Origin of the sequence: Neorhizobium sp. S3-V5DH (assembly GCF_004343065.1) — a bacterium.
Classification (GTDB): Bacteria; Pseudomonadota; Alphaproteobacteria; order Rhizobiales; family Rhizobiaceae; genus Neorhizobium; species Neorhizobium huautlense.
Window position 1 is genome coordinate 31,679 of the sequence record NZ_SMCL01000027.1, and the last position, 12,322, is coordinate 44,000.

Annotated in this window: 14 protein-coding genes; 10 read left to right on the forward strand and 4 right to left on the reverse strand. The window is 60.1% G+C overall.

Features of this window, described 5'->3' with window-relative positions:
- Positions 1-153: 153 nt before the first annotated feature.
- Positions 154-795: an alpha/beta family hydrolase gene (locus EDE09_RS25065; RefSeq protein WP_132413201.1), complete on the reverse strand. Its 642-nt coding sequence runs from the start codon at positions 793-795 to the stop codon at positions 154-156.
- A 256-nt stretch (positions 796-1,051) separates the two neighbouring features.
- On the opposite strand from EDE09_RS25065, the gene EDE09_RS25070 reads away from it, so the two are divergent.
- Positions 1,052-1,294 carry a DUF982 domain-containing protein gene (locus EDE09_RS25070; RefSeq protein ID WP_112796788.1) on the forward strand — a complete coding sequence of 81 codons (243 nt, stop codon included), beginning with the start codon at positions 1,052-1,054 and terminating at the stop codon, positions 1,292-1,294.
- A gap of 37 nt (positions 1,295-1,331) precedes the next feature.
- On the opposite strand, the gene EDE09_RS25075 is transcribed toward EDE09_RS25070, so the two are convergent.
- The gene (locus EDE09_RS25075; RefSeq protein WP_112796786.1) at positions 1,332-1,976 is read right to left on the reverse strand and encodes a ChrR family anti-sigma-E factor; all 645 of its coding nucleotides are present in this window, start codon (positions 1,974-1,976) and stop codon (positions 1,332-1,334) included.
- Between the two features lie 328 nt (positions 1,977-2,304).
- On the opposite strand from EDE09_RS25075, the gene EDE09_RS25080 reads away from it, so the two are divergent.
- The 5 genes from EDE09_RS25080 (at position 2,305) to EDE09_RS25100 (ending at position 6,128) form a co-directional block, all read left to right on the forward strand.
- Positions 2,305-3,342, forward strand: a complete 1,038-nt coding sequence (locus tag EDE09_RS25080) for a cysteine synthase A (RefSeq protein WP_112796784.1) — start codon at positions 2,305-2,307, stop codon at positions 3,340-3,342.
- Positions 3,343-3,362: 20 nt separating this feature from the next.
- Positions 3,363-4,100 (forward strand): alanyl-tRNA editing protein, encoded by a 738-nt coding sequence (locus EDE09_RS25085; RefSeq protein WP_112796782.1) that lies wholly within the window; start codon positions 3,363-3,365, stop codon positions 4,098-4,100.
- Between the two features lie 22 nt (positions 4,101-4,122).
- The gene (gene sseA, locus EDE09_RS25090; protein ID WP_112796780.1) at positions 4,123-4,989 is read left to right on the forward strand and encodes a 3-mercaptopyruvate sulfurtransferase; all 867 of its coding nucleotides are present in this window, start codon (positions 4,123-4,125) and stop codon (positions 4,987-4,989) included.
- Between the two features lie 4 nt (positions 4,990-4,993).
- Positions 4,994-5,551, forward strand: a complete 558-nt coding sequence (locus EDE09_RS25095; RefSeq protein ID WP_105374587.1) for a GNAT family N-acetyltransferase — start codon at positions 4,994-4,996, stop codon at positions 5,549-5,551.
- A 73-nt stretch (positions 5,552-5,624) separates the two neighbouring features.
- Positions 5,625-6,128 carry a DUF1203 domain-containing protein gene (locus EDE09_RS25100; protein ID WP_112796778.1) on the forward strand — a complete coding sequence of 168 codons (504 nt, stop codon included), beginning with the start codon at positions 5,625-5,627 and terminating at the stop codon, positions 6,126-6,128.
- A gap of 45 nt (positions 6,129-6,173) precedes the next feature.
- Here EDE09_RS25100 and EDE09_RS25105 read toward each other — a convergent pair whose 3' ends face one another.
- Together EDE09_RS25105 and ald are read right to left on the reverse strand one after the other, a co-directional pair.
- Positions 6,174-6,857 (reverse strand): PadR family transcriptional regulator, encoded by a 684-nt coding sequence (locus EDE09_RS25105; protein ID WP_112796798.1) that lies wholly within the window; start codon positions 6,855-6,857, stop codon positions 6,174-6,176.
- Between the two features lie 208 nt (positions 6,858-7,065).
- Positions 7,066-8,184: an alanine dehydrogenase gene (gene ald, locus EDE09_RS25110; RefSeq protein ID WP_112796775.1), complete on the reverse strand. Its 1,119-nt coding sequence runs from the start codon at positions 8,182-8,184 to the stop codon at positions 7,066-7,068.
- Between the two features lie 155 nt (positions 8,185-8,339).
- Here ald and EDE09_RS25115 point away from each other — a divergent pair, with 155 nt between their 5' ends.
- From EDE09_RS25115 to EDE09_RS25130, 4 genes are all read left to right on the forward strand, one after another.
- Positions 8,340-8,801, forward strand: a complete 462-nt coding sequence (locus EDE09_RS25115) for an Lrp/AsnC family transcriptional regulator (protein ID WP_112796773.1) — start codon at positions 8,340-8,342, stop codon at positions 8,799-8,801.
- A gap of 91 nt (positions 8,802-8,892) precedes the next feature.
- The gene (locus tag EDE09_RS25120; protein ID WP_112796771.1) at positions 8,893-9,231 is read left to right on the forward strand and encodes a PilZ domain-containing protein; all 339 of its coding nucleotides are present in this window, start codon (positions 8,893-8,895) and stop codon (positions 9,229-9,231) included.
- 126 nt (positions 9,232-9,357) lie between these two features.
- Complete coding sequence (locus EDE09_RS25125) at positions 9,358-11,346, forward strand: bifunctional 2',3'-cyclic-nucleotide 2'-phosphodiesterase/3'-nucleotidase (protein ID WP_112796769.1); 1,989 nt, start codon at positions 9,358-9,360, stop codon at positions 11,344-11,346.
- Between the two features lie 90 nt (positions 11,347-11,436).
- Positions 11,437-12,273 (forward strand): PhzF family phenazine biosynthesis protein, encoded by an 837-nt coding sequence (locus EDE09_RS25130; protein ID WP_132413203.1) that lies wholly within the window; start codon positions 11,437-11,439, stop codon positions 12,271-12,273.
- Positions 12,274-12,322 lie beyond the last annotated feature (49 nt).

Below are 12,322 nucleotides of genomic sequence, written 5' to 3' on the forward strand. Positions count from 1 at the left end.
GCATTCGTGCCAAAACATTTTGTACTAAATAGTACGTAACATCAAACGGGAAGAAACAAAGTCTGTCGAGGAGGCGCCTCACCACCCGGTGACCCAACGCGCCCACGGTTCGATCACTGCCAAAAATGTCTGACGACCGCGGATTGCTTGAGGCTAAAGTTTTAGCTGGTCCGCCCAGGCCCGGACCATCTGCGCCATTGTGGCGAGGTGATCGGCTGTCGAGAAGCCGGAGATCGTCTTGCGCGGCTTGAGGTCGTGATCGCCATCCTCCAGCCAGAGGATTTCGATGCTGTCGGATAACTGGTAGCCGGAGACCTCTTCCCGCGTGCCGAATTCGTCGCGCGTCCCCTGGCATATCAGCGCGGGCGTCTTCAGAGCCTTGAGATGCTGCGTGCGAAGCTGATCCGGCTTGCCGGGTGGATGAAAGGGATAACCAAGGCAAAGGAGCCCCGCCACCTTGCTTTCGGCATAGAGGTTGTCAGCGATCATGCTGGCGACCCTGCCGCCCATGGACTTTCCGCCGATAATCAATCTTTCCGTATTGCCGATTTCGTTGATCGCAGCCCCGTATTCCGGATTGAGGGTTTCCGCTTTCGGCGGCGGCTTTCGCTCGCCGGACGTCCGGCGGGCTCTCATGTAGCCGAACTCGAAGCGGGCGACGCGAAAACCTTGGGAGGCGAGAGCATCTGCCGCCGCAGTCATGGAGGCCGAATCCATCGGTGCGCCGGCGCCATGCGCCAAAAGGATCGTGACGCTGGAATTGCTCGGTCCCTGGATGAGAAATCGTTCCTGCATGGCGCCTCTCCCGCGATCACTCTTCAGGGCCTCATAGCAACCATTCTTCGTCGCCTGCAAGGAAATGATCGGGACCTGACTCGGCGCCTGAAGAGGCAAGCAATGTCAGACTACATCCTACTCCCGCTCTACTGGCCTGCCGGCATTTTCGGATAGACAATAGCGATCAGCGGGTGCAAATTTTTATGCGTAGGCGGAAGGAACCGTTTCAGGCGTTGCGCGTTTGTTATGGTTGGTATCCAGGGAGGAGACACACATGCCGCAGACAAGCTGGCAAAAGCCGGTTCGCGTTGCATTCGGCCATCTCGGAACAGAGGTCATCAACGGACCTTTCGAGGCGTTGGCTTTATTGACCGATCGGTGGCCGGATATGCGCGGACCGCATTTCGTCAAGGCACGCAGCATCTGCCGGGCCGCGCTCGACGGCCGCAGATCACCGGAGGAAGCGCGCCAGCAATTCGAGCAGGCAGTCAGTGAAGCGCAGCTTCACCTGAACTAGACGTCAAGCCGGTGAATGCCGGCTTTTTCTTTGCCGCTCATATGCCGAGAATATCGCCCACCAATCTCGGTATCCGACCGGAAAGAGAAATCGGCGCGAACAGGATGGAAAAGCAGATGCACGGTGCGCGGCTTGCCGCGACGGGCCGATGATCCAGCGTTTCATCAGCGACAGAAACATCCCCAGCTGCAAACCGGCCCCGATGGTCGTGGAACTCGCCCTCGATCACCAGCGTCAGTTCCAGTCCCTTATGCCCATGGTGGGGAATGGCCCTACCCGGGCGCAGCCAGAGAAGACTGGCTTCCACGTCCTTGGATTTTTCGATGACATACTGCCGGAATCCCGGCAGCCGTGTTCGCCATGGGATGTCCGCAAGATCGCCCCCCGCATAGGATTGCAGGAGGGAGGGAAGACCGGATCGGGAATATTGGGACTTTTCGCTTGCGATCACGGGCGGGCGTGAGAGGAAGATCTTTTCGAGGCTCTGATCCCGATTTGACATTGCAAGCGGTTCGCTGCCGGCCAAAACCTCACCGGCTATTCCCTCGAGCAGACTTGCAAGGCGCGCCGCCGCAGCTTGCATTTCCAGATAAGACCCGACAAGCACATCGGCCGGTTTCGGAAGAGCGCCGGCCACGTAGTGTGCGATAAGAAGGTCTAACCTCTCCAGGTTCAGCAGCATGTCCAAAGGCCAGTTCGTAAGTGAAATTCACGCTGCGCGAAAATCATGAATGACACGGTTCAGTATGGGCTTCAATCGAATTGATATACGTACGGCAGCGGTTTTGGATTACTGTTTCCGTGATATTAAAATCTCAAATCTCAGGGGACCCCCGGGGCGCGGCGACCGGCCCCTCGATCGCGCGGCAACCGCCCGCCCGCGGTCTTTCATCAACCGAAGATGGATTTTACCGGGGTCCACTCTTTCCGGAAACAGAATTTCTTGCTCTCCGACGCTTGCCCGCCGAAAAGACCGGTCTTAAATCAGCATGGAACAACAAGGTAGCCCGATGACCTCCCATTCCTCCGTCCTCGACGTGATCGGCAATACGCCCCTTATCCGATTGAAAGGTGCTTCCGAAGCGACCGGCTGTGAGATTTTCGGAAAGGCCGAATTCCTCAATCCCGGCCAGTCGGTCAAGGATCGCGCGGCACTCTACATCATCCGCGAAGCGGAGAAGAAGGGACTGCTGCGGCCGGGCGGCGTGATCGTCGAGGGGACCGCAGGCAATACAGGGATCGGCCTGACGCTGGTCGCCAAGGCGCTCGGTTACCGCACGGTTATCGTCATTCCGGAAACCCAGAGCCAGGAAAAGAAGGATGCGCTGAAGCTATTCGGCGCCGAACTGGTGGAGGTGCCTGCGGTTCCTTATAAAAATCCCAACAACTACGTGAAGATTTCCGGGCGTCTCGCGGAAGAACTTGCCAAAAGCGAGCCTGCCGGGGCCATCTGGGCCAATCAGTTCGACAATGTCGCCAACCGGGAAGCCCACGTTGAGACGACCGCACCGGAAATCTGGGAGCAGACCAACGGCAAGGTCGACGGGTTCATCTGCGCTGTCGGCTCCGGCGGCACGCTCGCAGGTGTCGCCAAGGGTCTCCGGGCGAAAAAACCCAATGTCAAGATCGGCATCGCCGATCCCGAGGGCGCCGCCCTCTACGAGTATTACGCCCATGGCGAGCTTAAATCGGAAGGATCCTCCATCACGGAGGGTATCGGCCAGGGCCGCATTACCGCCAATCTCGAAGGCTTCACACCCGATTTCGCCTATCGCATTCCGGATGCCGAAGCCCTGCCCTTGATCTTCGACCTCGTCGAGAAGGAAGGCCTCTGCCTCGGCGGATCGACCGGCATCAATATTGCCGGCGCCATCCGGCTTGCGCGCGACCTCGGCCCCGGCCACACGATCGTGACGATCCTCTGCGATTACGGCAACCGCTATCAGTCGAAGCTCTTCAATCCCGATTTCCTGAAATCGAAGGGCTTGCCGGTTCCCGCATGGCTTACCCAAAAGCGGCACATTTCCGTCCCCTTCCAGACCGCCTGATACAGATGATCGAGTGACCTATGCCCGTTGAAATCCTCTATCGCGACGACTTCTACCTTTCGACGGCCGAAGCGGTGGTGACGGCTATCCACGAGGACGGCGGCATAGAACTCGACCGGACCTGCTTCTACGCGACCTCGGGGGGCCAGCCCGGCGATACCGGCTTCCTCGAACGTGCCGACGGGACAAAAATTCAGCTCGGCCAGACGAAGCACGGAGCCGCCAAGGACATCGTCATCCATGTGCCGCTCGAAGGCGAGCCGCAACTCCTCGTCGGCGAGAAGCTGACGCTGCATGTCGACTGGCCGCGCCGCTACAGGCTGATGCGCATGCACACCGCCTGCCACCTGCTTTCCGTCGTCTGCCAGTATCCGATCACCGGTGCAGCGGTCGGCGAGGAGGAATCGCGCGTCGACTTCGACATGAGCGAAACGATCGACAAGGACGAGGTAACGGCAAGGCTGATGGAACTCGTCGGCCAGAACCACCCCGTCTATGTGCAATGGATCACCGACGAGGAGCTCGCGGCCAATCCCGGCATCGTCAAATCCAAGAACGTCCGGCCGCCGATGGGCATGGGCCGCGTCAGCCTGATCTGCATCGGCGAAAACTCCAGCATTGACAGCCAGCCTTGCGGCGGCACACATGTCTCCGAAACGCAGGAGGTCGGCGCGATTCACATCGCCAAGATCGAAAAGAAGGGCAAGGAGAACCGTCGTTTCCGCATCCGGTTCGGCGAGCCCGGCACAGAGGGCTGATCTCGGCCCGAGGGAGAGTTACATGAGCGGAACCAGCCGTTTCGTCGTTTCGTCCGAATGGCTTCAGAGCCACCTCGGCAGCCCTGACCTGAAGATCGTCGACGCCTCCTTTTATCTGGCCGCGCAAAACCGCGATGCCGATGCGGAATATGCTGCCGGCCACATTCCTGGCGCCGTCCGCTTCGACCACGACAAGGTCGCCGACCACTCGAGCGGGCTGCCGCACATGGTACCTTCACCCGAGGTGTTTGCCGAGACCGTCGGCAAGATGGGAATCCGCGAGACAGACCGGATCGTCATCTACGACGGTCCCGGCATCTTCTCGGCGCCGCGCGGCTGGTGGCTCTTCCGCACCATGGGAGCTCAAAACGTCTTCATCCTGGATGGCGGACTTGACGGCTGGAAGGCGGAAGGTAGACCGCTCGAAACAGTCCTCCCGAAGCCGGAAGCGGTGACATTCAAAACCAACTTCCGGGTGGATAAGGTAATCGATTTTCAGACGATGCTCTCGATCGTCAGCGACGGCTCGCGACAGATCGCCGACGCCCGTTCGGCCGGACGCTTCGCCGGAACCGAACCCGAGCCCCGCGCGGGCCTGCGATCCGGCCATATGCCCGGCGCCCGCAGCCTTCCTTCCGGTACGTTCTCCGTGAACGGCAAGCTGCGCTCCCTGCCGGAACTCAGAGAGGCGATCGAGGGTGCGGGCATCGATTTCGGCCGGCCGGTCGTGACGAGCTGCGGTTCGGGGATCACCGCAGCGATCATCACGCTTGCGCTCGAATCGCTCGGTCATGAGGACAACGCGCTTTATGACGGGTCCTGGACGGAATGGGGCAGCCGCGAAGACGCGCCGGTCGTCACCGGACCGCCCGCTTCCAAAGTGGCATAAGCCGATGGCAAGGAAGCCAGCACCGCTCAAGGCCCATGTCACGCAACTGGAAATGACTGCACCGCCGAAGGCCAGCCTGCCGGTGCCTGTCAATCTCCAGACGGCAATCATCCGCGCGACCGACATTCCGCTGCATTATTACCGTTATCTCTACCGGCAGGTGGGCAAGCGCTGGCACTGGTATAATCGGCTCAAGCTAAGCGACGAGGAACTTGCCGCGGCGATCCACGATCCGCGCGTCTCCGTCACCGTACTCTATGTCCATGGAGCGCCGGCAGGTTTCTTCGAACTGGCCAAGCAAAGCGACGAGGTCGTCGAACTCTCCTATTTCGGCCTGTTCGAACGAGCGATCGGGCTTGGCATCGGCAAATGGTTTCTGCTGCAGGCGCTCTATATCGCCTGGCAGGACAATCCGCAGAAGGTGACGGTCACCACCAACACGCTCGATCACCCGCGCGCCCTGCAGCTCTACCAGATGATGGGCTTCTCGCCGGTTTCCACCTATGAGGCGCTGGTGACGCCGATGACGGATGCGGAATTGCTCAAGGCGCTGGACGCCTGAGTTCAGGCAAGAAACGGGTGGTTTCCCGATCCGTTCGGGAGCATTCAAAGGCAGATCCAAGAAGGAGTTTGCCATGACCGTCGCCTTCATCGCCATGCCCGCCGCAGATGCCGAACATCTCTGGAACGGCGGCCTAGACGCCTACGGGCGGCAGCCCGAAACAATGATCTCCGATGGCCCCGGCTATCCATGCCGCCATTGTCTGAAGAATATCGATGCGGGCGAGGAACTTTTTGTGCTCGCTTATCGGCCCTTCCCGGCGTTGCAGCCTTATGCGGAGACCGGACCAATCTTCCTGCACAGGCAACCGTGCGAACGTTATGCAGCCGACGAGATCATCCCACCGATGCTGTCGAGCAGCGACTACATCGTTCGCGGCTACAGCCACGAAGACCGCATCGTCTATGGCAGCGGTGCGGTGACGCCGACGGAAAGGATCGCGTCGCGTGCCGAAGAACTGCTCGCCCGCGATGACATCGCCTATGTGCATGTCCGTTCGGCGCGCAACAATTGTTATCAATGTCGAATAGATAAGGTGACAACGCCGGCTTTCGCCGATGCGGCAACGGCGATCTGAACGTTAAAGGCGCGCCGGTCGAGGTTGCAGGCGCGCCTGCTGCCGTCAGTTCTGGATGTTGCCGGGTTGATCGTCGCCGCGTTCAAGGTTTTCGGCAAAGTCGAGCAGCAGCCGAACGATTTCACTGCCCTTCTTCTCATCCGCTTCGAGCTTGCGGGCGATCGTCTCCCGCAGGTTCAGCATGGCAGCATCGACGCTGCGTGGCAAAGTCGGGCCCCCGTCCCTGCCCCGCTCGTGCCGTTCCTGCCGCTGCTTGATGCGCTCGGCGAGCTGCGAAAGCCGGTCGAGAATCGTCGCCGCGAAGCTCCGGTTCTCATCGAGAAATTTCCGGCCCTCGTCCGTGATCGCGTAACGCTTCTTGTTGCCGTCGGCTTCGGCGACCACATAACCCGCCTCTTCGAGATAAGTCAGGGTCGGATAGATGACCCCCGGGCTTGGTGCATAAAAGCCGTATGTCAGATCCTCTATGTGCTTGATGATCTCGTAGCCATGGCGCGGCTCCTTTTCGATCAGCGCGAGAACCACCAGGCGCAGATCGCCCTGCATCAAAAACCGGCCGATGCGGCCGTCACCTTCGTCGCCGAAACCGCGACCACCCGGGCCGCCGCGGCCTCCGGGACCGCGGCCAAATCCGCCGCCAAAGGCGCGCGCTGCGAACATTTCCTCAAAACCCCTGCGACCGCCGCGTTCGCCGCAGCCATTCCGTCCATCAAACCGGTGCTTGAACATCTTCATCTCCTTAGATCATCTTTCGATATATCTAAAGCTAGGATAGGATCGAACCGCCGTCAAGATTTATGATATATCTAAATCATATCTTTTTGCAAAAATTACGAAAAAGGCGCCGGACCTTTAAGTTCGGCGCCTTCAGCCCCACGATATTTGAGTATTTCAGGCTGCTCGATCTGTTTAGATATATCTAAATCCGATCGACCCCTCACGCTACGTTGAGCAGACTTTCCGGTGCGAAAGCTTCGTAACCCAGGGCTTCGGCAACCGGCTTGTTGGTCACCCGGCCCTTGTGGACGTTGAGGCCGTTGCGCAGGTGCCGATCTTCCGCAATCGCCCGCAGCCCACGGTCGGCAAGGGCAAGCCCGTGCTGGAGGGTCGCATTGTTTAAGGCATGCGCAGACGTCACCGGCACGGCGCCGGGCATGTTGGCCACGCAATAATGAACGATGCCATCGACCTCGTAGGTTGGCTCGGAATGGGTGGTTGCATGCGAGGTCTCGAAGCAGCCGCCCTGGTCGATCGCAACGTCGACCATGACCGCGCCCCGCTTCATGCCGGAGAGCATCTCACGACTGACGAGTTTTGGCGCAGCTGCACCTGGGATAAGCACTGCACCGATGATGAGATCGGCGGAGAAGACTTCTTCCTCGACCGCGTCGATCGTCGAGTAGCGCGTGTGGACGCGGCCGTTGAAGATATCGTCGAGCTGGCGAAGCCTCGGCAGCGAGCGGTCGATAATGGTAACGTCGGCACCAAGGCCCGCTGCCATCTTGGCCGCATGCAGGCCGACGACGCCGCCACCGATGACTGCAACCTTGGCCGGCAAGACGCCCGGCACGCCGCCAAGAAGGATACCGCGGCCGCCATTGGCCTTCTGCAGCGCAGTCGCGCCTGCCTGGATCGCAAGCCGCCCGGCCACTTCCGACATCGGCGCCAGAAGCGGAAGACCGCCGCGCTCGTCGGTAACCGTCTCGTAAGCGACGGCCGTGACACCGGACGCGAGCAGGCCCTTGGTCTGTTCCGGATCAGGAGCGAGGTGGAGATAGGTATAAAGAAGCTGACCGTCACGGAGCTGCGCCCATTCCGCCGGCTGCGGCTCCTTGACCTTCACGACCATGTCGGATTTTTCGAAAATCTCTTTCGCCGTGCCGACGATCTTGGCGCCGGCTGCGATATAGGCGGCATCATCCGCGCCGATGCCGGCGCCTGCCTTGGTTTCGATGAAGACCTCATGTCCATGCGCCACATATTCGCGTACCGCGCCGGGCGTCAGGCCCACACGGTATTCATGATTTTTGATTTCCTTCGGGCACCCGACACGCATGCAGCGTTCCTCTCTGTTCGTGGCTTTCGCCTGTTGATGTTCCCAACTCACAGCAAACCAGAGAACCTGCGGAATGTCCTTGCGAAGACGAATTGCGAAAAGCAGAATTTTCGCAGATTATTGCAAGGAACAGAATTTTTTCGGGAAAGCTTCGAATGAGCGCGCTTGATGCCATTGATCTTGCGATAATGCGGACCCTTCAGGATAACGGCCGCATCTCCAATGCGGAGCTTGCCGACAGGGTGGGGCTGTCGCCGTCGGCCTGTTCGCGCCGCCTCGACATCCTGGAAAAGAACGGGACCATCAGCGGCTACCATGCGCGCCTGTCGAACAAGGCGCTCGAGTACAAGATGATGGTCATCGTCCACATCTCGCTGTCGGGTCAGTTTGCCAAGACGCTGACCGAGTTCGAGGCAGCGGTGAAACTCTGCCCCAATGTGCTGGTCTGCTATCTGATGTCCGGCGAATACGATTATATCTTGCGGGTAGCCGCCAAGGACCTGGAGGATTACGAGCGGATTCACCGCGACTGGCTGTCGGCACTGCCCCATGTGGTCAAGATCAATTCGAGTTTCGCGCTGCGCGAAATAATCGACCGCCCCAATGTGGGACTCTGAACCACGTTCCGTCGAGTTTTACGGTTCCGCCTAAACCGCCCTCAACTTTTCTCTGCTATCCCGGCTGCGAGGATTAACCGTTGAGGACGCCATGCTCAGCAAGACCATCGGCATGAAGAGCCGCAGTGCGGCTCGCCAGAAGACACGAATTTATGGGACGGTGAGGTATTACAATCAGGAAGCCAAGGGCCGTGTCGTCGATCTTTCCGCGACCGGCATGGCGCTCGATCTCGGCGGGCCGTTCCATGCCGCCAATGGCAGCACGATCAAGGTCGAGAGCGAGGAACTCGGCATTCTCGAAGGCATCGTAAAATGGTGCCATCGCGGTCGCCTCGGCATTCAGTTCCGGCCGAATTCGAATGCCGCCGCCCAGGTTTCCTCCTATTTCCGTTTCTTCCATAAAGAGGTGAAGCCTGTCATCATCCGGTGACTAGCGGCGGACGAAGGGCATAGCCCGCTCTCCTCCAAGGATGCGTTTCCCCTGTCATTTTACTGATGCAAGCGCGTGCGATTTCGCTAATCTGGTTTCAGTCAATGACCAGAGAGGGAAATGTCCATGTCGTTCTTAGCCGGCTTTCAACCCATGACCCGCCGTTCGCTTCTTGGCGGTATCGCCGCGTCGTCGGCGCTCGTGATGCTGCATCCGTTTGCGGCTCGCGCGGCCGGCAACCAGGCGCATCTGCGCATCATGGAAACGACCGACATCCACGTCCACGTCTTCCCTTACGACTATTACGGCGACAAGCCGAACGACACGATGGGACTTGCCCGCACCGCCTCGATCATCGACGCCATCCGCGCCGAAGCCGGAAACTCCATGCTCATCGACAACGGCGATTTCCTGCAGGGCAATCCCATGGGCGATTACATGGCCTATGAGCGCGGCATGAAGGAAGGCGACAAGCATCCGGTCGTCAAGGCGATGAACGTGCTCGGCTACGATGCCGGCACGCTCGGCAACCACGAATTCAACTACGGCCTCGACTTCATGTTCAAGGTGCTCGCCGGCGCCGGCTTCCCCTATGTCTGCGCCAACCTGACGAAGGGCCAGCTCGCTTCCGATCCCAAGAAGGACGAGCTTTTCCTGAAACCCTATGTGATCGTCGAAAAGCAGATCCGTGACGGCTCGGGCGCGACGAGCCCGATCAAGGTCGGCTTCATTGGCTTCGTGCCGCCGCAGATCATGGTCTGGGATGCAAAGAATCTCGAAGGCAAGGCGCAGACCCGCGATATCGTCGACGCGGCCAAGGCCTGGGTGCCGGTCATGAAGGAGGAAGGCGCCGACATCGTCATCGCGCTGTCCCATTCCGGGATCGACGGCACCGGCCAGAGCGAACGGATGGAAAACGCCTCTCTCTATCTTGCCGGCGTCCAGGGCATCGACGCGGTCTTCACCGGCCACCAGCATCTCGTCTTCCCCGGCCCGAAGGATTTTGAGGGTATCGCCGGGGCAGACGCCAAGAAAGGCACGCTGATGGGCAAGCCCGCCGTCATGGGCGGCTTCTGGGGCTCGCATATGGGTCTGATCGACCTGCTCATCGAAAAGGACGGCAACAGCTGGAAGATCGTCGATTCGACCTCCGAAGCCCGGCCGATCTACCACCGCGACGAGAACCGCAAAGTCGTTGCCGACGCCAAGGACAAGCCGGAGGTCACCGCCGCCGTCAAGGAAGAGCACGAGGCGACGCTTGCCTATATCCGTCGCCCGGTCGGCAAGACCTCGGCTCCTCTCTACTCCTATTTTGCGCTGGTTGCCGACGATCCGTCCATCCAGATCGTCTCCAACGCACAGACTTGGTACATCAAGGACATGCTGAAGGATGGCCAATACAAGGATTTGCCGATTCTTTCGGCAGCGGCTCCTTTCAAGGCCGGCGGACGCGGCGGCGCGGAATATTTCACCGACGTTCCGGCAGGTGACATCGCCATCAAGAACGTTGCCGACCTCTATCTCTACCCGAACACTGTTCAGGCGGTGCTAATCACCGGCGAGCAGGTGAAGAACTGGCTGGAAATGTCGGCCGGCATGTTCAACCAGGTATCGGCCGGTTCGAAGGACGCTCCGCTGCTCAACGACAGCTTCCCATCCTACAACTACGACGTCATCGACGGCGTGACCTACCAGATCGACCTGTCGCAGCCGACCCGTTTCGACAAGGACGGTAAGCTCGTGAACCCGAACGCCAACCGCATCGTGGACCTCAAGTTCGACGGCAAGCCGATCGATCCGGCTCAAAAATTCGTCGTCGCCACAAATAATTACCGCGCTGGTGGCGGCGGCAAATTCCCCGAGATCGCCGGCGACAAGGTGATCTTCGTGGCACCCGACACCAACCGCGACGTGATCGTCCGCTACATCGTCGAACAGGGCACGATCAATCCGTCCGCCGATGCTAACTGGTCGTTCAAGCCACTGCCGGGCACATCGGCAATCTTCGAGACCGGCCCGAAGGCCCGCCAGTTTGCGTCCGCGGTCAAGGGCGCCAAGATCGAGGACGCCGGCGACGGCGCCAACGGTTTCGCCAAGTTCCGGCTGGTGCTGTAGGCGATAATCCCAACACGCGAAAATGCTACGGCAGCCTTTGGGGCTGCCGTCTTTCTTTCCGGACAGAACAGGCAATCAACAGGAACGCTGATGCCCCGATTTTCATTCCAGCAGGTCGATGTCTTTTCCAGCCGGCCGATGCGTGGCAATCCGCTTGCCGTGGTCGTCGGGGCCGACGATCTTTCCGACGAGCAAATGCAGGCTTTCGCCAATTGGACCAACCTAAGCGAAACGACATTCCTGATGGAGCCAAGCAAGGCCGAGGCGGATTACCGGGTGCGGATTTTCACGCCAATCCAGGAACTGCCGTTTGCCGGGCATCCGACGCTCGGCAGTTGCCATGTCTGGCTGGCGCATTCGGGCAAGTCACCATCCGGGTACATCGTCCAGGAATGCGGCGCGGGCCTCGTGCGTATTCGCCATGACGGCACTCGCCTCTCTTTCGCGGCCCCACCCTTGAACCGGAGCGGGCCGGTCGATCCGACCCTGATTGACCGCATCGCTCACGGCCTTGGCATTCCGGCGACCCTGATCGAAGACGCGAACTGGATCGACAACGGTCCCGACTGGATCGGACTTCTGTTGCCAAGCCGCAGAGACGTACTGGCCGTTCGGCCGGACTACAGTCTGCTGAAGGGACTTCGCGTCGGCGTCATAGGCCGCTTTGACCCCGAACAGGACGGAGCCGACGCCATGTTCGAAGTGCGCGCCTTCAGCAACCGCGGTACGGAGGATCCCGTGACAGGCAGCCTGAACGCCGGCTTCGCCCAGTGGCTGATCGGCGCCGGCATCGCGCCGTCCGACTATATCGCGGCCCAGGGCACGGTGCTCGGCCGCGCCGGACGCGTGCATGTGCGGCAGGAAAGTCCCGACATCTGGATCGGCGGCGAGGTCACATCCTGCATTCAGGGCTCGGTCGAGCTCTGACGACGAGTATCGGGGCTTCCGCCGGGAAGGCTAAAGCCCCCGTGCTCAT

Coding starts and splice junctions, on each gene's coding strand:
- EDE09_RS25065 (WP_132413201.1), bottom strand. CDS start 795: ATGCAGGAACGATTTCTCATCCAGGGACCGAGCAATTCCAGCGTCACG.
- EDE09_RS25070 (WP_112796788.1), top strand. CDS start 1,052: ATGCCGCAGACAAGCTGGCAAAAGCCGGTTCGCGTTGCATTCGGCCAT.
- EDE09_RS25075 (WP_112796786.1), bottom strand. CDS start 1,976: ATGCTGCTGAACCTGGAGAGGTTAGACCTTCTTATCGCACACTACGTG.
- EDE09_RS25080 (WP_112796784.1), top strand. CDS start 2,305: ATGACCTCCCATTCCTCCGTCCTCGACGTGATCGGCAATACGCCCCTT.
- EDE09_RS25085 (WP_112796782.1), top strand. CDS start 3,363: ATGCCCGTTGAAATCCTCTATCGCGACGACTTCTACCTTTCGACGGCC.
- sseA (WP_112796780.1), top strand. CDS start 4,123: ATGAGCGGAACCAGCCGTTTCGTCGTTTCGTCCGAATGGCTTCAGAGC.
- EDE09_RS25095 (WP_105374587.1), top strand. CDS start 4,994: ATGGCAAGGAAGCCAGCACCGCTCAAGGCCCATGTCACGCAACTGGAA.
- EDE09_RS25100 (WP_112796778.1), top strand. CDS start 5,625: ATGACCGTCGCCTTCATCGCCATGCCCGCCGCAGATGCCGAACATCTC.
- EDE09_RS25105 (WP_112796798.1), bottom strand. CDS start 6,857: ATGTTCAAGCACCGGTTTGATGGACGGAATGGCTGCGGCGAACGCGGC.
- ald (WP_112796775.1), bottom strand. CDS start 8,184: ATGCGTGTCGGGTGCCCGAAGGAAATCAAAAATCATGAATACCGTGTG.
- EDE09_RS25115 (WP_112796773.1), top strand. CDS start 8,340: ATGAGCGCGCTTGATGCCATTGATCTTGCGATAATGCGGACCCTTCAG.
- EDE09_RS25120 (WP_112796771.1), top strand. CDS start 8,893: ATGCTCAGCAAGACCATCGGCATGAAGAGCCGCAGTGCGGCTCGCCAG.
- EDE09_RS25125 (WP_112796769.1), top strand. CDS start 9,358: ATGTCGTTCTTAGCCGGCTTTCAACCCATGACCCGCCGTTCGCTTCTT.
- EDE09_RS25130 (WP_132413203.1), top strand. CDS start 11,437: ATGCCCCGATTTTCATTCCAGCAGGTCGATGTCTTTTCCAGCCGGCCG.